General features: G+C 69.7%; 19 protein-coding genes and 1 tRNA gene. 6 read left to right on the top strand and 14 right to left on the bottom strand.

From position 1 onward, the window contains the following. From IC63_RS02620 to IC63_RS02565, 13 genes are all read right to left on the bottom strand, one after another. Complete coding sequence (locus tag IC63_RS02620) at positions 1–726, bottom strand: SDR family oxidoreductase (protein ID WP_036716640.1); 726 nt, start codon at positions 724–726, stop codon at positions 1–3. After that, the gene (locus IC63_RS02615; protein WP_036716639.1) at positions 723–1481 is read right to left on the bottom strand and encodes a glycerophosphodiester phosphodiesterase family protein; all 759 of its coding nucleotides are present in this window, start codon (positions 1479–1481) and stop codon (positions 723–725) included. The genes IC63_RS02620 and IC63_RS02615 overlap by 4 nt, the downstream gene beginning before the upstream one ends. Before the next feature lie 19 nt (positions 1482–1500). Then, positions 1501–1596: a DUF2474 domain-containing protein gene (locus IC63_RS17835; protein ID WP_156965318.1), complete on the bottom strand. Its 96-nt coding sequence runs from the start codon at positions 1594–1596 to the stop codon at positions 1501–1503. Further along, positions 1596–2597, bottom strand: coding sequence for a cytochrome d ubiquinol oxidase subunit II (gene cydB / locus IC63_RS02610; protein ID WP_036716637.1), 1002 nt, complete (start codon positions 2595–2597; stop codon positions 1596–1598). The genes IC63_RS17835 and cydB overlap by 1 nt, the downstream gene beginning before the upstream one ends. Continuing rightward, a complete protein-coding gene (locus IC63_RS02605; RefSeq protein WP_036716635.1) occupies positions 2594–3994 on the bottom strand; it encodes a cytochrome ubiquinol oxidase subunit I in 1401 nt (466 codons plus the stop codon). Before IC63_RS02605 ends, cydB begins: the two co-directional genes overlap by 4 nt. 77 nt (positions 3995–4071) lie before the next feature. Continuing rightward, complete coding sequence (locus tag IC63_RS02600; RefSeq protein ID WP_084115405.1) at positions 4072–4995, bottom strand: SDR family oxidoreductase; 924 nt, start codon at positions 4993–4995, stop codon at positions 4072–4074. A 144-nt stretch (positions 4996–5139) separates the two neighbouring features. Then, positions 5140–6231, bottom strand: coding sequence for an AI-2E family transporter (locus IC63_RS02595; RefSeq protein WP_052041817.1), 1092 nt, complete (start codon positions 6229–6231; stop codon positions 5140–5142). Positions 6232–6445: 214 nt separating this feature from the next. Then, complete coding sequence (gltB, locus tag IC63_RS02590; protein WP_036716633.1) at positions 6446–11005, bottom strand: glutamate synthase large subunit; 4560 nt, start codon at positions 11003–11005, stop codon at positions 6446–6448. Next, positions 11002–11427, bottom strand: a complete 426-nt coding sequence (locus IC63_RS02585; protein WP_036716632.1) for a GFA family protein — start codon at positions 11425–11427, stop codon at positions 11002–11004. Before IC63_RS02585 ends, gltB begins: the two co-directional genes overlap by 4 nt. Further along, positions 11424–12023, bottom strand: coding sequence for a hypothetical protein (locus IC63_RS02580; RefSeq protein WP_232222485.1), 600 nt, complete (start codon positions 12021–12023; stop codon positions 11424–11426). The genes IC63_RS02585 and IC63_RS02580 overlap by 4 nt, the downstream gene beginning before the upstream one ends. A gap of 161 nt (positions 12024–12184) precedes the next feature. After that, a complete protein-coding gene (locus IC63_RS02575; RefSeq protein WP_036716628.1) occupies positions 12185–13738 on the bottom strand; it encodes an NAD(P)-dependent oxidoreductase in 1554 nt (517 codons plus the stop codon). A gap of 183 nt (positions 13739–13921) precedes the next feature. Next, positions 13922–14713, bottom strand: a complete 792-nt coding sequence (locus IC63_RS02570; protein ID WP_036716627.1) for an undecaprenyl-diphosphate phosphatase — start codon at positions 14711–14713, stop codon at positions 13922–13924. A gap of 18 nt (positions 14714–14731) precedes the next feature. Continuing rightward, positions 14732–15718 carry a complex I NDUFA9 subunit family protein gene (locus IC63_RS02565; RefSeq protein WP_036716626.1) on the bottom strand — a complete coding sequence of 329 codons (987 nt, stop codon included), beginning with the start codon at positions 15716–15718 and terminating at the stop codon, positions 14732–14734. Between the two features lie 241 nt (positions 15719–15959). On the opposite strand from IC63_RS02565, the gene IC63_RS02560 reads away from it, so the two are divergent. From IC63_RS02560 to IC63_RS02535, 6 genes are all read left to right on the top strand, one after another. Next, positions 15960–16044: transfer RNA gene (locus tag IC63_RS02560), tRNA-Leu, on the top strand. Positions 16045–16171: 127 nt separating this feature from the next. Next, positions 16172–16810, top strand: coding sequence for a DUF1269 domain-containing protein (locus IC63_RS02555; protein WP_084115403.1), 639 nt, complete (start codon positions 16172–16174; stop codon positions 16808–16810). A 52-nt stretch (positions 16811–16862) separates the two neighbouring features. Continuing rightward, positions 16863–17609 (top strand): monofunctional biosynthetic peptidoglycan transglycosylase, encoded by a 747-nt coding sequence (gene mtgA / locus IC63_RS02550; protein WP_052041816.1) that lies wholly within the window; start codon positions 16863–16865, stop codon positions 17607–17609. A 72-nt stretch (positions 17610–17681) separates the two neighbouring features. Further along, positions 17682–18362, top strand: a complete 681-nt coding sequence (fzlA, locus tag IC63_RS02545; RefSeq protein WP_036716624.1) for an FtsZ-binding protein FzlA — start codon at positions 17682–17684, stop codon at positions 18360–18362. Further along, a complete protein-coding gene (gene queG / locus IC63_RS02540; RefSeq protein ID WP_084115401.1) occupies positions 18343–19443 on the top strand; it encodes a tRNA epoxyqueuosine(34) reductase QueG in 1101 nt (366 codons plus the stop codon). Before fzlA ends, queG begins: the two co-directional genes overlap by 20 nt. Continuing rightward, complete coding sequence (locus IC63_RS02535; protein WP_036716623.1) at positions 19440–20351, top strand: DMT family transporter; 912 nt, start codon at positions 19440–19442, stop codon at positions 20349–20351. The genes queG and IC63_RS02535 overlap by 4 nt, the downstream gene beginning before the upstream one ends. A gap of 8 nt (positions 20352–20359) precedes the next feature. On the opposite strand, the gene IC63_RS02530 is transcribed toward IC63_RS02535, so the two are convergent. Continuing rightward, positions 20360–21301, bottom strand: a complete 942-nt coding sequence (locus tag IC63_RS02530; RefSeq protein ID WP_036716622.1) for a ring-cleaving dioxygenase — start codon at positions 21299–21301, stop codon at positions 20360–20362. Positions 21302–21332 lie beyond the last annotated feature (31 nt).

Below are 21332 nucleotides of genomic sequence, written 5' to 3'. Positions count from 1 at the left end.
TCAGCGCCCGCCGGCGACGTCCAGGATCGCCCCGCTCACATAGCTCGCCGCATCCGACATGAGCCAGGTGATCGCGGCCGCGACCTCGGCGGCGGTCCCGGCGCGCCCCAGCGGCAGGGTGGGACCCAGCTCGGCCACCCGGTCCGGCTCGCCGCCATCGGCGTGGATCTGGGTGTCGATGATGCCGGGGCGGACGCCGTTCACCCGGATGCGGCGCGGGGCGAGCTCCTTGGCCAGCCCGATGGTCAGCGTGTCCACCCCGCCCTTGGTCGCGGCGTAATCGACATATTTGCCCGGCGAGCCCAGCCGCGCCGCGGCCGAGGACACGAAGACGATGGTGCCGCCGTCGGGCAGCCTGCGCGCCGCCTCGCGCGCCTGATACAGCGCCGCGGTCAGGTTAACCCGGACGATGCGGTCCAGCCGCTCGGGCGTCATCTCGGCCAGCGGCATGACCTGTTCCACGATCCCCGCGTTGACGACCACCGCATCGAGCCCCCCCAGCGCGGCCTCGGCCTGGTCGAACAGCCGCGCCACCTGCGCCGGATCGGCCACGTCGGCGGCAAAGGCATGGGCGGTGCCCCCGGCCTCGCGGATCGCGGCCAGCGTCGCGTCGGCCGCGGCGGCGTTGCCGCGATAGTTCAGCGCCACCGGCCAGCCGCGAGCGGCGCAGTCCAGCGCCGTGGCGCGGCCGATGCCGCGGGTGCCGCCCGAGATGAGGGTCTTCATGGCGCGTATCCTTCAAAGGTGATGTTGGCGGCGACCCGGCGGGCGGCAGCCTCGTGGTCCGCCGAGCGGATCGTCCAGCACAGCACCGGGACGCCGCGGGCCGCCAGCGCGGCCACCGCCGGGTTCGCCAGGTCGAGATGGTGGTGCGAGATGAACGAGGCGCCGACCGCGTCGAACTGCGCCAGCGCCGCCAGCTCGGCCCGGCGGGGGGCGGGGACGCCCGGCCAGTCATCGGCCGCAAAGGCGCAGCTGGTCAGGCCCACGGGGATCTCGGGGGCGGCGGCGTGAACCATCGCGGCCGCGTGGGGGTTGAAGGACATGACCGCGACCGGCGCACCGGGATGGCGCTGCAGGTGGCGGCGGACGACGTCCGCGACCCGGTCTGGCAGACCGCCCATCTGCGGCCCCAGGGCGCCGTCCTGGTCCTTGATCTCGATCAGGACCGGCACCCGGCCCGCGACCATGTCCAGCACCGAGTCCAGCGTCGGGATGCCCTCGTCCGTTCCCAGCAGACGCCGCGCCCCGGCCTCGGCCACGGTGAGCGCCGAGATCATGCCGCCCGCGCCGGTCAGGCGGGCCAGGTCATGATCGTGAAAGACCAGCGGCGTGCCGTCGCGGGCGGGCTGCACGTCCAGCTCGATCCCGTGGCCGGCCGCCACCGCGGCCCGAAACGCGGCCATCGCGTTTTCCGGCACACCAGGCCCATGCAGCCCGCGATGGGCAATGGGACGGGTCAGGAAATCAGCGTGCAGCATGGTGGTCCTTTCCGAAGCATCATCCGATCCACGCCCGCAGCACCGCCGCGACCAGCGTCACGGCACCGACCCCGGCCGCATACAGCAGCACGAACCATCCCAGCCGGCGCGCCATCAGTGATATCCCGCCTGCGGGTCCACCTTGCCGCGGAACACCCAGTAGGCATAGCCGGTATAGGAGAGGATCACCGGGATCATCAGCACCACCCCGGTCATCAGGAAGCGCTGGCTCTTTTCCGGCGCGGCGGCGTCGTGGATGGTCAGCGCGCCGGGCACGATCCAGGGGAACATGGAAATCCCCAGCCCGGCGAAGCACAGCGCGAACAGCGCCAGCGTCAGGATGAACGGCCAACGGTCGCGCCGCGCGGCCAGCGCCCGGATCAGTGCCAGGGCGACCAGCCCGACCAGCAGCGGCACCGGCGCGGCCAGCGCCACGGTGGGCCAGGTGAACCAGCGCCGCCAGTATTCGCCGTGCAGGAACGGCGTCGCCAGGCTGACCGCCACGATCGCCGCCAGCACCGCGAACAGCAGCGGCCGGGCGAGCCGGTAGGCGTCGTCGCGCAGATGCCCCTCGGTCTTGAGGATCAGCCACCCCGCGCCCAGCAGCAGATAGGCGACGATCACCCCCGCCCCGGTCAGCAGCGTGAAGGGCGTGAGCCAGTCGAACCAGCCGCCGGCATAGGCGCCGTCCTGGACCCTCACGCCCTGCAGCACGGCGCCCAGCGCGATCCCCTGCATCGCCGCCGCTACGACCGAGCCGGAAAAGAACGCCCAGTCCCACCAGTGCCCGCGGCATGTGGACCGGGCCCGGAACTCGAACGCGACTCCGCGAAAGACCAGCCCCAGCAGCATGAGGATGATCGGCACATACAGCGCCGGCATCAGCACCGCGTAGGCCTTGGGGAACCCGGCCATGACCGCGCCGCCGCCCAGCACCAGCCAGGTTTCGTTGCCGTCCCAGACCGGCGCGATGGAGTTCACCATCACGTCGCGGTCCTGCCGCCGCATGGCCGGGAACAGCATCGCGAGGCCGAGGTCGAAGCCGTCCATGACGACATACAGGAACAGCGCGAACACCACCGTCATCGCAGTCAGCGTGGTCAGATCGAGGCTCATCGCTTGCCCTCCATCGCCGGGGCGGGGGTGATGCCGGCGGCGCGCTGGGGCTCGCCGCGCACCGGGCCGTGCTCGTGCGGCATCGGCGGGCGGGCCATCAGGCGCAAGAGGTAAGTCGTGCCGGCGACGAAGATCACCGCATAGACGAGGATGAAGCCGATCAGCGACGCCCCCACCGCCGGCGCGGCGACCGGGGACACGCTGTCGGCCGTCCGCATCAGCCCCCAGATCGTCCAGGGCTGGCGGCCCACCTCGGTCGTGACCCAGCCGGCCAGCACGGCGACGAACCCCGCCGGTCCCATCGCGAAGGCCGCGCGGTGCAGCCAGCGGCTGTCATGCAGCCGCCCGCGCCACCAGGCCAGCGCGGCCCACAGCCCCAGCCCCAGCATCGCCATGCCCAGCCCGACCATCAGCCGGAACGACCAGAACACCACCGGCACCGGCGCCCAGTCCTGCCGCGGCACCGTGTCCAGCCCCGCCATCGGCGCGTTCGGGTCGTGCTTCAGGATCAGCGAGCCCAGTTTCGGGATGCCGATGGCATGGTCCAGCCGCGCCTCCTTCATGTTCGGCAGGCCGAACAGATACAGCGGCGCGCCCTCGGGGTGGCTGTCGAAATGCCCCTCGATCGCCATGATCTTGGCCGGCTGGTGGTCCAGCGTGTTCAGGCCGTGGCGGTCTCCGGCGAGGATCTGGGCGGGGGCGGTGACCAGCACCATCCCCATCGCCATCAGGAACATGACCCGGGTTTCCGCCGTCGCCCGGCGGCGCAGCATCTGGAACGCCGCCGCCGCGCCGACCACCAGCGCGGTGGTCAGGTAGGCCGCCAGCACCATGTGGACCAGCCGATAGGGCAGCGAGGGGTTCAGCACGATCGCCCACCAGTCGCCGGGCAGGAACGACCCGTCCGGCCCCATCACGTGGCCCTGCGGCGTCTGCATCCAGCTGTTCACGGCGAGGATCCAGAAGGCCGAGATCAGCGTTCCCAGCGCCACCGCATAGGTCGCGACCGCGTGCAGCGCCTTGCCGACCCGGTCCATGCCGAACAGCATCACGCCCAGGAAGCCGGCCTCCAGGAAGAACGCGGTCAGGACCTCATAGGCCATCAGCGGCCCGATGACCGGCCCGGCGCGTTCCGAAAACACAGACCAGTTGGTGCCGAACTGATAGGACATGACGATGCCCGACACGACGCCCATGCCGAAGGCCACGGCAAAGACCCGGATCCAGTACTTGAACAGGTTGTGAAAGACCTCGCGGCCGGTCGCCAGCCACAGGGTTTCCAGCACCGCGAGAAAGCTCGCCAGCCCGATGGTGAAGGCCGGGAAGACGATGTGGAATGACATCGTGAAGGCGAATTGCAACCGCGCCAGCAGCACGGCGTCAAGCGTCTGGAACATCGGTCGGCCCCCTGTCCGAGGTCAGGGGACCAGAGCCGGGCGGGCTTGTCCACCCCGCCCGGCGTCGCACCCCCCGCTCAGCCGCCGGTGCCGCTGCCGCCGGTCGCGGCGTAGCACTCGCCGGTGATGTAGCTCGCCTCGTCCGAGGCCAGCAGCACGTAGATCGGCGCGATCTCGACCGGCTGGCCGGGGCGGCCCAGCGGGTTGTCGGCGCCGAACTCGGGCAGCTTGTCCTTGAACTGCCCGCCCGAGACCTGCAGCGCGGTCCAGAACGGCCCCGGCGCCACCGCGTTCACCCGGATGCCCTTGGGCGCCAGCTGCTTGGCCAGCGCCTGCGCAAAGGCCCGGTTCGCGGCCTTGGTCTGGGCATAGTCGAACAGATGCGCCGAGGGCGAGAACGCCTGCACCGACGAGGTGATGATGATCGAGGCGCCGTTTTTCAGCGAAGGCAGCGCCTGCTGGGCCATCCAGAACGGCGCATAGATGTTGGTCTTGATGGTGGCGTCAAAGGCGTCCGAGGTGATGTCCTCGATCGACTTCTCGGCCTGCTGGCGGCCCGCGTTCAGGACCAGCACCTCGAGCCCGCCCAGCGCCTTGACCGCGTCGTCGACGACCTTGCGGGCGGCAGCCTCGTCGCGCAGATCGGCGGGCAACGCGACGGCCTTGCGGCCCTCGGCCTCGATCAGCGCGATGACGGTCCGGGCGTCGGATTCCTCGTCGGGGTGATAGTTGATCGCCACGTCGGCGCCCTCGCGCGCGAAGGCGATGGCGGCGGCGCGGCCGATGCCGCTGTCCCCGCCGGTCACCAGCGCGCGCTTGCCGGTCAGCCGGTCACGGCCCTTGTAGCTCTGCTCGCCGTGATCGGGCTGCGGGTCCATCTTTGCGGCCAGCCCCGGCCACGGCTGCTGGTCGTCGGAATAAGGGTTCAGCGGCAGGTCCGGGTCGCTGATCGCGCCCGAGCGATGCGGGGGCAGGACGGGATCGGTCTTGTCGTCGGCCATCGGAAATTCCTTTCGGCAACAAAGGGGATGTCGGCGGGCCAACGTGCCCGCCCGGCCGATGTTCCGGCGGATTAACTTTGTTTCCCGCGCGGCCGCCCGGTTCGTAGGGGCCGGTCAGGCGGGGCCCGCTCAGGCGAGGCCCGCTCAGTCCGGCCGCGGCGGCTCGGGCTGGGGCCGGGTGCGGCGGCGGCGGATCGCGGCGCGGTATTCGGCGTCGTAATAGCGCACCACGACCCCCAGCGCGGCGGCGATCGGCACCGCCAGCAGCAGCCCCGCAAAGCCGAACAGCGCCCCGCCGACGGCCAGCGCCAGCAGCAGCCAGACCGGGTGCAGCTTGACGCTGTCGCCGACGATGCGGGGGGTGACGAAGTTGCCCTCGACCACCTGGCCGAAGACGAAGACCAGGGCCACCAGCGCGATCTTCCACCAGTCGCCCCAGAACTGGACCAGCGCCACCCCGGTCGCCAGCACGAAGCCCGAGAACGACCCCAGATAGGGGATGAAGTTCAAAATCCCCGAGGCGAGCCCGATCAGCAGCCCGTAATTCAGCCCCAGCATCATCAGCACGGTGGAATAGAAGGTCGCGAGCAGCGATCCGACCACCAGCTGCCCCCAGACAAAGCCGGTCAGCACACCGTCGATGTCGGCCGCGAGCCGGCGGATCAGCGGCGCCTGCTCCGGCGGCAGGCGGCGGTTCACCCCTGCCACCAGCCGGTCCCAGTCATACAGCAGATAGATCGCCACGGTCGGGGTGGCGATGAAGATGAACAGCGTGCCGACGGCGCTGATGACGGTGGACAGCGTGCCGCCCAGCAGGCCCAGCGCGGTCTGGCGGATGCGCTCGGTCACGTCGGTGAGGAACTGGCGCACGAAGCTGCCATCCTCCATCAGCTCGGGAAAGCGCAGGTTGAGGAAATCAAAGCCCGACCGCACCGCGCGCGGCATCGCCTCGACCGCCTGGCGGACCTGGCCCACCAGCGTCGGCAGCAGCCACAGCGCCGCGGCGGCGATGGCCGAGGTCGCCGCCAGCGCGATGATCGCCACCGCCCAGGCACGCGAGAATCCCAGCCGCTCCAGCCGGTCGGCCACGGGGTCGAGGAAATAGGCGATGGCCGTGCCCAGCACGAAGGGCAGCAGGACGCCGCCGGCGCGGTCGATCACGCTCAGCACCACGGCCAGCCCGACGAGCAGCCAGATCGTCCGCGGTTTCAGCATCACGAGCATGTCGCCGTCCATCGCCTTGGTCCGGCGCCACTATCCGCGACCGCCGCGGCCCGCGCAATGGCCGGCGCGGGCGGTCGAATGCCGCGGGGCCGCGAGCGCGGACAACGCGCAGGGTGGCGCGTTTCCCGCGAGGTCCAGCACGTGTAAACCGCCGACAAGGCGGCTTTCCAAGGACGCGCCGGTCCGGGGGCTTGTCCCCCCGGTCCCGCCGTGTCCCCGCATGGGCCTACTCTGCCGGCACCGCCGCCAGGTCGCCGGTCTCGGCCAGTGGATGCTTGAGATGCGGCAGCATCTCGCGCGGGCACAGCTGCACGAAATGGGCCTTTTCGCGGTCCCAGTCCGCCAGGATGTCCCGCGCCCGGCGGCTGTCGGTTTCGTCGGCGTGGCGCTGGACCAGCGATTTCAGCTGCTCCTCCCAATGCGCGACCGTCACCGGGCAGCTGACCAGAGTCTCGGCGTTGACATAGCCCGCGGCCACCCCTTCCGGGTCATACAGATAGGCCATGCCCCCGGTCATCCCGGCGCCGAAATTGGCGCCGATGCGGCCGAGGATCACCGCAACCCCGCCGGTCATGTATTCGCAGCCGTTGGTCCCGCAGCCCTCGATCACCACCGACGCGCCCGAGTTGCGCACCGCGAAGCGCTCTCCCGCCCGCCCGGCGGCGAACAGGAACCCCCCCGTCGCGCCATAAAGCACCGTGTTGCCGATGAGGACGTTGTCGGCCGCGACCAGCGGGCTGCCCATCGGCGGCTTGACCACGATCACGCCCCCCGACAGGCCCTTGCCGACATAGTCGTTGGCGTCGCCGGTGACCTCGATCTTCAGCCCCGGCGCCGCAAAGGCCCCCAGCGACTGCCCGGCCGAGCCGGTCAGGCGGATGGTCAGGTGGTCGGGCTGCAGCTGGTTGCGCATCCCGAAGGTCGACACGATCAGCGACGAGGTCCGGGTGCCGATGGTCCGGTGGGTGTTCCGCACCGCATAGTTCAGCTGCATCTTCTCGCCCGCGGCAAAGAAGCGTTCGGCGTCGCGGACGATCTCGGCGTCCAGCGTGTCCAGCACGGCGTTGCGGGGCTTCGAGCGGTCATAGACGATCTTGTCCGACCCATCGACGGTGATCAGCAGCGGGTTCAGGTCCAGATCGTCCAGGAACGCGCTGCCGCGGCTGACCTGGGTCAGCAGGTCGGCCCGCCCGATCACCTCGTCCAAGGACCGCGCGCCGATCTCGGCCAGGATCTCGCGCACCTCCTGCGCATAGAAGGTAATGAGGTTCACCACCTTGTCGGCCGAGCCGGTGAACATCGCGCGCAGGCGCTCGTCCTGGGTGCAGACGCCGACCGGGCAGGTGTTCGACTGGCACTGGCGGACCATGATGCAGCCCATCGCGATCAGCGCCGCGGTGCCGATGCCGTATTCCTCGGCCCCCATCATCGCCGCCATGACGATGTCGCGCCCGGTCCGCAGCCCGCCGTCGGTGCGTAGCGTCACCCGGTCGCGCAGGCGGTTCATCGCCAGCACCTGATGCGCCTCGGTCAGCCCCATTTCCCACGGCAGGCCGGCGAACTTGATCGACGTCGCGGGGCTGGCCCCGGTGCCGCCATTATGCCCGGAGATCAGGATGATGTCGGCCTTGGCCTTGGCCACCCCCGCGGCGATGGTGCCGACGCCCGACCCCGCCACCAGCTTGACCGTGATCTTGGCGCGCGGGTTGATCTGCTTGAGGTCATAGATCAGCTGCGCCAGATCCTCGATCGAATAGATGTCGTGGTGCGGCGGTGGGCTGATCAGCGTCACGCCGGGCGTCGAGTGCCGCAGCCGCGCGATCAGCGAGGTGACCTTCATCCCCGGCAGCTGGCCGCCCTCGCCGGGTTTCGCGCCTTGCGCGACCTTGATCTCCAGCTCCTCGCACGCGTTCAGGTATTCCGCCGTCACCCCGAACCGACCCGAGGCCACCTGCTTGATCTTGGCGCAGGGGTTATCGCCGTTGGGCAGCGGGTGGCTGTGCGCCGGGTCCTCGCCGCCCTCGCCGCTGTCGGACTTGGCGCCGATGCGGTTCATGGCGATGTTCAGCGTCATGTGCGCCTCGGGCGACAGCGCCCCCAGCGACATGCCGGGCGTCACGAAGCGCTTGCGGATCGAGGTGATGCTTTCCACCTCCTCGATCGGCACCGGCTTGCCCAGCGGCTTGATGTCCAGGAGGTCGCGGATGTGGATCGGCGGGTTCGCCCGCATCGCGGCCGAGAACTGCTTCCACACCTCGTAGCTCGCCTTCTCGCAGGCCAGCTGCAGCAGCCGCATGGTGCCGGCTTCCCAGGCGTGCTTCTCGCCCGACCGCCGCGCCTTGTAGAAGCCGCCGACCGGCAGCAGCGCGGCCGAGGGCGTGTGCCAGCCCTTGTGGTGGATCTCCTCCAGCTTCTGCTGAAGCCCGTGCAGGCCGATGCCGGAAATCCGGCTCTGCATGCCGGGGAAATACTCGGCCACCATGGCGCGGGACAGGCCCACGGCCTCGAAGTTCAGGCCGCCGCGATAGGACGACAGCACCGAGATCCCCATCTTGGCCATGATCTTCAGCAGGCCCTGGTCGATGGCGTCGCGATAGCGGCGCATCGCCTCGACCAGATTGCCCGGCAGCAGGCCGCGGTCGATCCGGTCGGCGATGGTGTCCTGCGCCAGGTACGGGTTCACCGTGGTCGCGCCGCAGCCGATCAGCACGGCGAAGTAATGCGGGTCGATGCATTCCGCCGACCGCACGTTCAGCGACGAAAACGTCCGCAGCCCCTTGCGGGTCAGCCAGCTGTGGACCGCCGACACGGCGAGGATCATCGGCAGGCCGATCCGGTCGGGGCCCTGGTGTTCGTCGGTCAGGACCAGCTGCCCCGCGCCCGAGCGGACCGCGTCCTCGGCCTCGGTGCGAATGCGGGCCAGCGCCTCGGTCATCGCCTCGGGCCCCGCCCCATCAGCGAAGGTGCAGTCGATCCGCGTCACCGCGTCGCCGAACATGCGTTCGACCTCGGCCAGTTCGCCGGTGGCGAGGAACGGGGTTTCCAGCAGGGTGATCTCGGTGTGCTTCGAGCTTTCGTCCAGCACGTTCTTGAGGTTGCCGAACCGGGTCTTGAGGCTCATCACCCGCGTCTCGCGCAGGCTGTCGATGGGCGGGTTGGTCACCTGGCTGAAGTTCTGGCGGAAGAAGTGGCTCAACGGGCGATACTGCCCCGACAGCACCGCCGGCGGGGTGTCGTCGCCCATGCTGGCCAGCGCCTCTTTCCCGTCCTCGGCCATCGGGGCCAGCACGCCCTCGATTTCCTCGACCGTGTAGCCGGCGGCGATCTGGCGGCGGCGCAGTTCCTCGCCGGTGAAGGTCTGCGGCTCGGGCAGGTTCTCCAGCAGCTTGCCCGGCTCGATCACCTTCTCGCTCCAGTCGCCAAAGGGCTGGCTGGCGGCGAGCAGGTCCTTGATCTCGTGGTCGTGGTAAAGCCGCTTCTGCCGCATGTCGACGGCGATCATCTGCCCCGGCCCCAGCGCGCCCTTTTCGCGCACCGCCGATTCGTCGACCGGCACCATGCCCACCTCGGACCCCGCGACCAGCAGCCCGTCGCCGGTCACCACATAGCGCATCGGCCGCAGCCCGTTGCGGTCCAGACCCCCGCAGACCCAGCGCCCGTCGGTCATCGCCAGGGCGGCGGGGCCGTCCCACGGCTCCATGATCGAATTGCAATAGGCGTACATGTCCGCCCAGGCCTTCGGCATGTCTGTGGTGGCCTTGGACCACGCCTCGGGCACCATGATCGTCTTGACCATCGGGGCCGACCGGCCCGACCGCACCAGCACCTCGAACACCGCGTCCAGCGCGGCCGAATCCGACGACCCGCCGGGCACGATCGGCTTGATGTCTTCGGCCATGTCGCCAAAGGTCGACGAGGCCATGCGGATCTCGTGGCTTTTCAGCCAGTTGAGGTTGCCCTTCAACGTGTTGATCTCGCCGTTATGGGCGAGCATCCGGAACGGCTGGGCCAGCCACCATTGCGGGAAGGTGTTGGTCGAATAGCGCTGGTGATAGATCGCGAAGGCCGATTCAAACCGCGCGTCCTTGAGGTCGGGGTAGAACTCGGCCACCTGCTCGGCCAGCATCATGCCCTTGTAGATGATCGACCGGCAGCTGAGCGTGCAGATATACATGCCCGCGATCTGGCTGGCGACGGCGGCGCGTTCGATGCGGCGGCGGATGATGTACAGGTCGCGCTCGAAGGCCTCCTCGTCGATGTCCTTGTCGCAGCGGATCAGGATCTGCTCGATCTCGGGGCGGGTGGCGTTGGCCTTGTCGCCCAGCACGGCGGTGTTCACCGGGACGTGGCGCCAGCCATAGATATAGTGGCCCATCCGCAGGACCTCGGTTTCCACGATGGTCCGGCAGCGTTCCTGGGCGGCAAAGTCGGTGCGCGGCAGGAACACCTGCCCGACGGCGATCAGCTTGCCCATGTCGGGCTCGTGCCCCGTGCGCCGCACCTGGTCATAGAAGAACGGCACCGGGATCTGCACGTGGATGCCCGCGCCGTCGCCGGTCTTGCCGTCGGCATCGACGGCGCCGCGGTGCCAGACGGCCTTCAGCGCCTCGATCCCGTGTTCGACGACGCGGCGGCTGGCCTTGCCCTCGATCGAGACGACCAGCCCGACCCCGCACGAGGAATGTTCATCCTCGGCCCGGTACAGCGAATTCTCGGCCATCCAGGCGCGGCGGGTTTCCTCGGCGTCCATCCAGTCGGCGTCCATCCGGTTGGGGGCGATGGTCATGGCATGTCTCCTTCCAGATGGGGGTTCCCGGCTTCGTACTGGGCGCGGGTGGCGCGGCGATGGTCGCCGGCCAGCGCGAGGCCGGGCAGCGCCCGGTCGGTATAGATCTCGCTCTGCAGCGGGATGTCGCGGGCGGCGTCGAACAGGCCCGGCATCAGGTCATAGCTGCAGTCGTCCGCCTCGATGTTCCGCATCCACAGATGCGAACCGCAGCGCGGGCAGAAGGCGCGCTCGGCGAACGGAGCGGACTGATAGCGGGTGACCTCTCCGGTCACCGTCACCGCGTCGGCGGGGGCGTTGAAGCTGACGAACAGCGCCCCCGACCAGCGCTGGCACATCCGGCAGTGACAGGCGCCGGTAAATCCGCCGTGGCCGGTGACGCGGACGCTGACCGCGCCGCACAGGCAATGCCCCTCGATCATGCGCCGCCCCCGGTGATCCGACCGACCATCTGCATGTCGCAGTCGAATTGCGGGTCGGTCGAGCCGAAGCCGGCCTCGCCCGGGCGGGCGAAGGTGACCGGCGTGTCGTTCGTCTCGGACACCTCGCCGGACCAGTCGGTCGCGGTTTCCAGCCCGCCATAGAACCGCCCCGTCTCGCGGCTGACGAACTGGGTGCCGGTGCGGCGGATCAGCAGGTCGCCCTCGGCAGAAAAGGTTTCCAGTTCGAACCGGGTGGTGTCCAGCGCCACCCCGTCGATGGTGGTGTGGCCGGTCAGTTCGTCATGGCCGACATGGCGCAGCCGCTCGCCGCTGTCCGACACGGTCCAGAAATCGAAATCGTCGCGCCCCGAGGCCATCAGCGTGCGCAGGCTGGCATGATCGGCGGCGTCCGGTTCCAGCCGGTCGGTGATGCCGCTGACCGTGTCGGTCGATTCCATCCACCGCGTCTCGGCATCGATCCGGGACTGATAGACCAGCCCCTCGCGGGTGAAATACGCCACCCACTGGTCGCCCGGCGCATCGGTGGCGCAGGTGAAGTGCTGCGCCACCGTGCAGGACCGCTGCTGGACCGTCATCGTCAGGGTGCAGCCGGCGGGCGGCCTGAACTCCGCAGCCGCCGCTGGAAGGGCCAGGACAAGGCAGGCCAGCTGACCCACGCGCCGCATCGCAGCGTGACATGCTGCGCGTGCGGTATGCACGAACTGTGCACGAACGGTGCATGAACGCTGCATGAACATCACTCTGCCGCCACACGCTCCGAGCCGGCCAGTTCGGCGGCGATCACGTCGGCGGCCTCGCGCCCGTCGCGGATAGCCCAGACCACGAGGCTGGCGCCGCGGACGATGTCGCCGACCGCGAACACGCCGGGCAGGCTGGTGCGGTGGGTGCGGTAATCGGCCTTGATCGTGCCCCAGCGGGTCACCTCGAGCCCCTCGACGCCCCACAGCCGCGGCAGGTCCTCGGGCTCGAACCCCAGTGCCTTGATGACCAGGTCGGCCGGCTCGTCGTAATCGCCGCCCGCGATCGGCTCGGGCGATTGCCGGCCCGAGACGTCCGGCGCGCCCAGCCGCATCCGCGTCACCCGCAGCCCGGCCACGGCGGATTCGGTCGCGACGTGAGCCGGCGCGAGACGGGGGTTGTCGCCGATCCCGTCTCCGGTCACGTCGCCGCCGGCATTGGCCACCTGCGCCTCGTCGGCCTTGCGCGCCTCGCCGGTGGCGTGGCCGGCAAAGGCGTTCGGCGCGCTCAGCCAGACGAACTCGACGCCCTCCTCCTCGGCGTTCTGGACCTCGCGCTGCGAGCCCGGCATGTTGGCGCGGTCGCGGCGATACAGGCACTTGACCGAACTCGCCCCCTGCCGGATCGCGGTGCGCACGCAGTCCATCGCGGTGTCGCCGCCGCCGATGACCACGACGCGCTTGCCGGCGGCGTTCAGCTCGCCGTCCTCGAAATCCGGCACCTCGTCGCCCAGGTCGATGCGGTTCGAGGCGGTAAGGTAGTCCAGCGCCCGCACCACGCCGCGGGCGGGCGGGTTGTCGATGTCCAGGTCGCGGGTCTGATAAACCCCGGTCGCGATCAGCACCGCGTCATGCTTGCCGCGGATCGCGTCAAAGCTGATCGTGGCGCCGACATCGGCGCCCAGCACGAACTCGACCCCGCCGTCCTCCAGCAGCCTGTTGCGGCGCTCGACGACGTGCTTTTCCAGCTTGAAGCCGGGGATGCCATAGATCATCAGCCCGCCGGCGCGGTCGTGGCGGTCATAGACGGTGACCTGGAACCCCATCCGCCGCAGCCGGTCGGCGGCGGCCAGCCCGCCCGGCCCGGCGCCGATGATGCCGACGCTTTCGCTGCGCTCGGCGGCCGGGCGGATCGGCTCGACCCAGCCTTCCTCCCAGGCGGTGTCGGTGACGTATTTCTCGATCGCGCCGATGGTGACGGTGCCGTGGCCGGACTGCTCGATCACGCAGTTGCCCTCGCACAGGCGGTCCTGCGGGCAGATGCGGCCGCAGATCTCCGGGAATGTGTTGGTTTCCTGGGCGCGCAGATAGGCTTCCTGGGTGCGGCCCTCGGCGGTCAGGCGCAGCCAGTCGGGGATGTTGTTGTGCAGCGGGCAATGGCTCTGGCAATAGGGCACGCCGCACTGGCTGCAGCGGCTCGCCTGTTCCTCGGCCTTGGCGGCTGCGAATTCGCGGTAGATCTCGTGGAAATCGTCGCTGCGCTCGGCCGGGTCACGCTTTTCGGGCATCTGCCGATGCACGTTGACGAACTTGAGCATCTTCTGCGTGGCCATCGGCTGCGCCCCCTCGAATCATCCGGGGACCGCTGTACCGCAGGGTTTCGGCGATAAAAAGTCAGTCTTGCTGACTTAATAAGTAGTTTTCGGGTTCACGAGACGCATTCGAGTCGCGAAGAGGCCCGTAATTAGGTTTCTCATGAAACCTATATTCGCGCAACTAGCTGAATTTTCGAAACTTCATGAGACAATCCCCGCCATCCCCATCCCCAGCAACAAGATGCCGAACACGATCCGATAGATTGCGAAAACGGTGAAGCGGTTGGTCCTGATATAGCCCAGCAGCCATTTCACCGACACGAAGGCGGTGACGGTCGACACCGCAAAGGCGATCGCCAGCCCGGTCCAGTCCTCGGCCACGCCGCTGCCCACCTGCCCGATCAGCTGATAGGCGCTGGCGGCATACATGGTCGGGATGCCGACCAGAAACGCGAACTCGGTCGCCGCGGCGCGGTTCGAGGTGCCCAGCAGCATCGCCGCAAAGATCGTCGCGGCCGAGCGCGAGGTGCCCGGAAACACCCCCGCCACCACCTGCGCGATGCCGACCGCCACCGCCACCCGCCAGGTGATCGCCGCTGAATCCGGCAGGCGGGCGGCAAGGTTCTCGGCCAGCAGCATCCACAGCCCGCCGATGACCAGCGCCCAGGCGATGGGGGTGACCGTCTCGGGCAGCTCGAACCCCGCCTTCTTGACCACCACCCCCAGCACCGCGGTCAGCAGGAACGCCGTCGCCAGCTTGGCCAGATAGTTGCGGTTCGCTGGATCGCGCCAGCCGGTCGCCAGATCGACCAGCCTGCGCCAATAGATCAGCGTCACCGCCAGGATCGCCCCGGCCTGGATGACGATGTTATAGGTGTCCGACCGCGCCCCCAGCCAGTGCTGCGCCAGCAGCAGGTGGCCGGTGCTGGAAATCGGCAGGAACTCGGTGATCCCCTCGATCACCCCGAGGATCACGTCGTTGAAATAGCTCACGGGGATGTCCTTGCGGGCTCAGCTTTCGCGCAGGTTGCGCGCCGAAGCCTTGATCGCGTCATATTGCCCCGAGGGGCGGAAGCGCCACAGGTAGTCCGGGATGATCGCCTCGGCCGCCATCGGCGCGATGCCCAGATCGGCGAAGGTCCGGACGCCGGTCCCGACCCGGTTCGGCTGCCGCAGCAGGCGGACCTGGTCGCGGGTCAGCACGCGGTTTGTGACCAGCCCGCCGGTCGCCCATTGCACCGCGTCGAAGCCCGCGCCCATCAGCCCGGCCAGGAAACGCGGCAGGCCGATGATGGCGCGCCGGCGCCCGGTCACCCGGGCCACCATCTGCGCCAGTTCGCGCATCGTGTAGACGTCGGGCCCGCCCAGCTCATAGATGCCGGGCGCCGCCTCGCCGCGCGCGGCCATGGCGGCGGCGCGGGCCACATCCTCGACATAGACCGGCTGCACCTCGACGCTGGCGCCCGGCAGCGGCAGGATCGGCCCCAGCCGCATCATGCAGCCCAGCTTGTTGAAGAACCCGTCATCCGGTCCGAACACCACCGAGGGCCGCAGGATCACCGCGTCGGGCCGATGCTGCAGCACCAGCGCCTCGCCGCGGCCCTTCGAGGCCGCATAGTGGCTCGCCGCATCGACATTCGCGCCGATGGCCGAGACATGCACCAGCCGCGGCACGCCGCGTTCGGCCGAGATGCGGGCGATGCGGCCCGCGGCCTCCTCGTGGATGGCGTCGAAGGTGTTGCGCCCCTCGCGCACGAGGATGCCCACGCAGTTGATAACCGCATCGGCGTCCATCATCGCAGCGGTCACCGACAGGTCGTCGCGGACGTTGCAGGGCACCGGCTCGACCTGGCCCACCGCGCCATAGGTGCGCACCACGCCGGCCTGGTTCGGACGCCGGCAGGCCACGCGGACCCGCCAGCCCGCCGCGGCCATCTGCCGCGCGATCTGGCGCCCCAAGAATCCCGAACCGCCATAGATCGTGACCAGTCTTGCCATGAACGCGCCCTCCGGGACTGCCAGCGCGCCGGTTCCGGCGCGTCGTCAAGGTGATAGCCGACCCGGTGCGAGGCATCAAGCGCAGCGGCCCGCCCGGCCCCGGTTCTTCTTTGCCCAAATATCCTGGGGGAGCGCGGAACGCGCGGGGGCAACGCCCCCCTTTTCGAGCGAACCGATTTTTCCGCAGATGCCCCGTTGACACCCCCGACGGGCGGCCTTAATCACCCCCCTCACGCGACCTGCCCAGGTGGCGGAATTGGTAGACGCGCACGGTTCAGGTCCGTGTGCCGCAAGGCGTGGAAGTTCGAGTCTTCTCCTGGGCACCAACGTCAAAAACCCCCGCGGCCTCGCGCCGCGGGGGGTTTTCCGTTGCGGCTTCCACTCCGTCCGCTGAACCCGGCCCCCGGCAGATGCGTTTATCGGCCGAAATCAACCGCAACGCCGGAGGACGCCATGTCCCAACTGATCGTCATCGGATTCGACAACGAGGCCGACGCCTTCGCCCTGCGCCAGGAACTGGCCGGGGCGCAGAAGGAATATCTGCTCAAGCTCGAGGATGCCGTCGTCGTCACCCGCCCGACCGAGGGTGAATACCAGCTGCACCAGGCGCTGAACCTGACCTCGGCCGGGGCGCTGGGCGGGACGTTCTGGGGCGGGCTGGTCGGGCTTCTGTTCCTCAACCCGCTGGCCGGGGCGGCGATCGGCGCCGGCGCCGGGGCACTGGCCGGATCGGCCACAGATTACGGCATCCCGGACGACTTCATCCGCCAGATCGGCAAGACCGTGCCGGTCGGCAGCGGCGCGGTGTTCATCCTCGCCGACGGGTTCAACATGGACAAGCTGCTGCCGCGGCTGGAAAAATACGGCACGCGGGCGCGGGTGATCCAGACCTCGATGTCGAACGCGGACGAGGCGCGGCTGCGCAAGACGCTGGCCGCGCCGGCCTGGGCGGCCTCGACGGCGGCCTCGGCTGCCGGCACCGGCGCGGCCCTGCCGGGGGGCGCGGCGACGGTGGCCACCGACACCACCGCGGCCCATGACGCGACCGGCAACGCCATCGGCCACCACCCGGTGCCGCCTGAAAAGCTGTAAGCGGCGCGGGTTTTCTTGACCTGACCGGGCGGGGCATGAGACGGAGACGTCCATGCCCCGCCAGCCCCTTCCCCCTTACGTCGACGAGCTTGCCCCCGCCCCGGCGCGGCGGCCCGGCCTGGTCCGCTGGCTGGCGCGCAAGCTGCGCTGGCTGGCGTTGCGGGTCTTCGCGCTGATGCTGGCGCTGGTGGTGCTGTTCGGCTGGGTGCTGAACCCACCCACCACCTGGACCATCCTCACCGAGGGCGAGCTGCCCCGCCGCTGGACCCCCGCCGCCGACATCGCGCCGGTGATGCTGCGCTCGGTCGTCGCCGCCGAGGACGCCAATTTCTGCGTCCATTGGGGCTTCGACATGGCTGAGATCCGCCGCGTGATCGGGCGGGGCGAAAGCCGGGGCGCCTCGACCCTGACCCAGCAGACGGCCAAGAACGTCTATCTGTGGCAGGGGCGCAGCTGGGTCCGCAAGACGCTCGAGGCGATCTACACCCCGATGATCGAGGCGGTCTGGACCAAGCGCCGGATCGTCGAGGTCTATCTGAACGTGGCCGAGTTCGGCCCCGGCGTCTTCGGCATCCACGCCGCCGCCGCGCAACATTTCGGGACCACTCCCGACCGGCTGTCGGCCCGGCAGGCGGCGGCGCTGGCCGCGGTGCTGCCGGCGCCCAAGACCCGCGGCGCCGATCCCCGATCCGCCCGGGCGCGGGCGATCGCGGACGGGGCCGAGACGATCCGCCGCGACGGTCGGGCGGCGTGCTTCGATCCGCCGTCCGACGCGGCCGCGCGCCCCGGCGGCGGTTGAAACGCGGCCCTCTGCCGCGTATCACCGGCCGACCCGTCCGACCCTTCCTGACGCCGAAAGGCTGCCCTTCCGATGAATACCCCCGCCACGCCGCGCCTGTATCACACCGCCCTGTCGCCGTTCTGCCGCAAGGTCCGGCTGGTGCTGGGCGAGAAGCGGATCGAGGTCGAGCTGGTCGAAGAACGCTGGTGGGAGGCGGGGTCCGAGATCATGCGCCGCAACCCCGCCGGCAAGATTCCGGTGCTGCGGATGGACGGCCGGCTGCTGTCGGAAAGCCAGGCGATCGTCGAATACTTGGACGAGACCGTCCCAACCCCGCCGCTGATGCCAGCGACACCCGCGGAACGGCACGAAGTGCGGCGGCTGTGCGCCTGGTTCGACGACAAGTTCAACGACGAGGTGACACGCCCGATCCTGTCGGAACGCGTGTGGAAGAAGGTGATGAACGCCGGCTACCCGGATTCGCGGCTGGTGAAATCGGGGCTGCGCGCGGTCAAGGAGCACATCGACTACATGACCTCGCTGCTGGATTCCCGGAAATGGCTAGCCGGCAACATGCTGACGCTCGCCGATTTCACCGCGGCGGCGCACCTGTCGTGCCTCGATTATATCTCGGACGTGGACTGGGACCGCTCGACGGTGCTGCGCGACTGGTATGCGACGGTGAAGTCGCGCCCGGCCTTCCGCAGCGTGCTGGCCGATCAGGTGTCGGGGCTGGCGCCGGCGCCGCATTATGCGCAGCTCGACTTCTAAGCCGGGCGCGCAAGGGGGGGGCGTTGCCCCCCGTCCGCCGGGGGCGGACTCCCCCCAGGATATTTCCGCAAAGAAGAAGCTGATCCTGGACCGGGCGCGGGTCGAGGGGTTCTCGGCCGCGCGGGTCACCACGCCGGACGCGATCCCTCAGGCGGCCGGGTGGCTGGCCGAGTTCGTCGCGGCCGGGCGCCACGGGCAGATGAGCTGGATGGCCGAGCGGATGGGCTGGCGCGGCGATCCCGCGGCGCTGTGGCCCGCGGCGCGGTCGGTGGTGATGCTGGCCGAAAGCTATGCTCCGCCGCATGATCCGCGCGCGGATCTGGCCCGCCCGGATCGGGGCGCGGTCAGCGTCTATGCGCAGGGCAAGGATTACCACGACATCGTCAAGGCGCGGCTGAAGCGGCTGGGGCGCTGGATGATCGACAGCTTCGGCGGCGACATCAAGGTCTTCGTCGATACCGCCCCGGTCATGGAAAAGCCGCTCGCGCAGGCCGCGGGTCTCGGCTGGCAGGGCAGGCACACCAACCTGCTGAGCCGCGACCTGGGCAACTGGTTCTTCCTCGGTGCGATCTTCACCACCCTGCCGCTGACCCCCGACGCGCCCGAGGCCGAGCATTGCGGGTCCTGCCGCGCCTGCCTGGACGTCTGTCCCACTGATGCCTTCCCGGGGCCGTTCCGTCTGGATGCCCGGCGCTGCATTTCCTACCTGACCATCGAGCATCGCGGCCCGGTGGACGAGGCCCTGCGGCCGCTGATGGGCAACCGCATCTATGGCTGCGACGACTGCCTGGCCGTCTGCCCGTGGAACAAGTTCGCCGCCGAGGCCGCCGACCTGCGCTATCACGGCCCCCACCGCGCCCCGCCGCTCGAGGAGCTGGCGGCGCTGGACGAGGCCGGCTTCCGCGCCCGCTTTGCCGGAAGCCCGATCAAGCGCATCGGCCGCGACCGGATGGTCCGCAACGCGCTCTATGCGATCGGCAATTCCGCGCTGCCCCGGCTGCGGCCGGTGGCGCAGGCGCGGGTGGACGATCCCGATCCTGCCGTGGCCGACGCCGCCCGCTGGGCCGTGGCGCGGCTGTGAGCCCGATCACCGGCATCCTGCTGAAGCTGGGCAGCGTGTTCCTGTTCACCGTGATGGCCGCGATCCTCAAGGCCACCGCGGCGACGGTCCCGGCCGGCGAGCAGATGTTCTTCCGCTCACTCTTCGCGATCCCGGTGATCCTCGCCTGGCTGTGGTCGCGGGGAGAACTGGCCACCGGACTGCGCACCACCGACCCGATGAGCCATGTCTATCGCGGCATCGTCGGGTCGCTGGCGATGGGCACCAGCTTTGCCGGGCTGGGGCTGCTGCCCTTCCCCGAGGCGACGGCGCTGGGTTACGCCATGCCGCTGCTGACGGTGATCTTCGCGGGGATGTTCCTTGCCGAGCAGGTGCGCGGGTTCCGCATGTCGATGGTGGCGATCGGGCTGGTCGGCGTGCTGATCGTGCTGTCGCCGCGGCTGTCGATGCAGGCATCGAGCGTCACCATCGGGGAAACCCTGGGCGCGATCCTGACCCTGACCGGGGCGGCCTTCGGGGCGCTGGCGCAGATCTTCATCTCGCGGATGATCCAAACCGAGCGCACCGCGGCGGTGGTGTTCTGGTTCTCGGTCACGGCGACGGTGCTGTCGCTGGTGACGCTGCCCTTCGGCTGGGTGGTCCCGGACCTTTCCACTTTTGCGCTGCTGGTCGCCTGCGGGATCATCGGCGGGGTGGCGCAGATCATGCTGACCTCGGCCTATCGCTATGCGGATGCCTCGCTGGTGGCGCCATTCGACTATGGCTCGATGCTGATGGCGCTGGCGATCGGCTGGTTTGTGTTCGGCGAGGGCGCCTCGCCCCGGATGCTGGTCGGGGCGGCGGTGATCATCGCGGCGGGGGTGGCGATCATCTGGCGCGAACGCCAGTTGGGGATCAGCCGCGCGCGGCGCGCCGGGACGCCGCGCTAGAGCGCCGATCAGGCGAGCGGCTTCAGCCCCGCCTCGATCTGCGCCCGGCGCGGTTCCAGGAAGGGCGGCAGGGACAGCGCCTCGCCCATCGTCTCGAACGGCTCGTCCACGGCAAAGCCGGGGGTGTCGGTCGCGATCTCGAACAGGTTTCCGCCCGGTTCGCGGAAATAGAGCGAGCGGAAATAATACCGCTCGACCTCGCCCGAGTTCGGCACCCGCATCTCGCGCAGCCGCTGGGCCCAGTCGTGGATCGCGGCATTGTCGGGGACGCGGAAGGCGACGTGATGCACCGCCCCTGCCCCCTGCCGCGCGACCGGCAGCCCCGGCTGGACCGCGACATGCAGTTCGGCCGCGGCACCGCCCGCGCCCATCTGAAAGACATGGACCTGCCCCTCGCCGTCGGGGCTGGCATAGCTGCGGGTCTGGCGCATCCCCATCACCTGGGTCAGCACCGTCTGGGTCGGCCGCAGATCGGGGACCGAGATCGTGATCGGCCCCAACCCGCGGATCTGGTGATCCGCCGGCACGGCGCTGCGGTCCCAGGGATGGGCGGGGCCGCCGTCATCGGCGATCAGGCGCAGGCGCTGGCCCTCGGGGTCCTCGAAATCGACCGATCCGCGGCCGTCCAGCAGCACCGGCGCGCCCGCCGCCAGCCCCGCGTCGCGCAGCCGCGCGGCCCAGTAATCCAGGCTCGCCTCGGCCACCCGCAGCCCGGTGCGGCTGATCGAGCGGGTGCCGCGCCGTTCCCGCGCCGCCGGCCAGTCGAAGAAGGTCAGGTCGGTGCCCGGGCTGCCGGCCCCGTCGGCATAGAACAGGTGATAGGCCGAGGTGTCGTCCTGGTTGACCGTCTTCTTGACCCGCCGCAGCCCCACCGTGCGGGTGTAGAATTCGTTGTTGCCCGCCGCGTCGGCGGTGATCGCGGTCAGGTGGTGAATGCCGGTGAGGGTCATGGCGACCTCCTTTCGTTGCGCCTGATATCGG

The sequence above is a fragment of the Paracoccus sphaerophysae genome (assembly GCF_000763805.1).
Lineage (GTDB): Bacteria > Pseudomonadota > Alphaproteobacteria > Rhodobacterales > Rhodobacteraceae > Paracoccus > Paracoccus sphaerophysae.
This window is presented reverse-complemented; position numbering and strand designations above follow the sequence as displayed.

Excerpts from the sequence above, each read along its gene's own strand:
- IC63_RS02600 (WP_084115405.1), bottom strand. The coding sequence starts at position 4,995 with ATGGCCGACGACAAGACCGATCCCGTCCTGCCCCCGCATCGCTCGGGC.
- gltB (WP_036716633.1), bottom strand. The coding sequence starts at position 11,005 with ATGACCATCGCCCCCAACCGGATGGACGCCGACTGGATGGACGCCGAG.
- IC63_RS02605 (WP_036716635.1), bottom strand. The coding sequence starts at position 3,994 with ATGTTCCAGACGCTTGACGCCGTGCTGCTGGCGCGGTTGCAATTCGCC.
- cydB (WP_036716637.1), bottom strand. The coding sequence starts at position 2,597 with ATGAGCCTCGATCTGACCACGCTGACTGCGATGACGGTGGTGTTCGCG.
- mtgA (WP_052041816.1), top strand. The coding sequence starts at position 16,863 with ATGCCCCGCCAGCCCCTTCCCCCTTACGTCGACGAGCTTGCCCCCGCC.
- IC63_RS02575 (WP_036716628.1), bottom strand. The coding sequence starts at position 13,738 with ATGGCCACGCAGAAGATGCTCAAGTTCGTCAACGTGCATCGGCAGATG.
- IC63_RS02595 (WP_052041817.1), bottom strand. The coding sequence starts at position 6,231 with ATGGACGGCGACATGCTCGTGATGCTGAAACCGCGGACGATCTGGCTG.
- IC63_RS02620 (WP_036716640.1), bottom strand. The coding sequence starts at position 726 with ATGAAGACCCTCATCTCGGGCGGCACCCGCGGCATCGGCCGCGCCACG.
- IC63_RS02565 (WP_036716626.1), bottom strand. The coding sequence starts at position 15,718 with ATGGCAAGACTGGTCACGATCTATGGCGGTTCGGGATTCTTGGGGCGC.
- IC63_RS02615 (WP_036716639.1), bottom strand. The coding sequence starts at position 1,481 with ATGCTGCACGCTGATTTCCTGACCCGTCCCATTGCCCATCGCGGGCTG.
- fzlA (WP_036716624.1), top strand. The coding sequence starts at position 17,682 with ATGAATACCCCCGCCACGCCGCGCCTGTATCACACCGCCCTGTCGCCG.
- IC63_RS02585 (WP_036716632.1), bottom strand. The coding sequence starts at position 11,427 with ATGATCGAGGGGCATTGCCTGTGCGGCGCGGTCAGCGTCCGCGTCACC.
- IC63_RS17835 (WP_156965318.1), bottom strand. The coding sequence starts at position 1,596 with ATGGCGCGCCGGCTGGGATGGTTCGTGCTGCTGTATGCGGCCGGGGTC.
- IC63_RS02530 (WP_036716622.1), bottom strand. The coding sequence starts at position 21,301 with ATGACCCTCACCGGCATTCACCACCTGACCGCGATCACCGCCGACGCG.
- IC63_RS02580 (WP_232222485.1), bottom strand. The coding sequence starts at position 12,023 with ATGACGGTCCAGCAGCGGTCCTGCACGGTGGCGCAGCACTTCACCTGC.
- queG (WP_084115401.1), top strand. The coding sequence starts at position 18,343 with ATGCGCAGCTCGACTTCTAAGCCGGGCGCGCAAGGGGGGGGCGTTGCC.
- IC63_RS02555 (WP_084115403.1), top strand. The coding sequence starts at position 16,172 with ATGTCCCAACTGATCGTCATCGGATTCGACAACGAGGCCGACGCCTTC.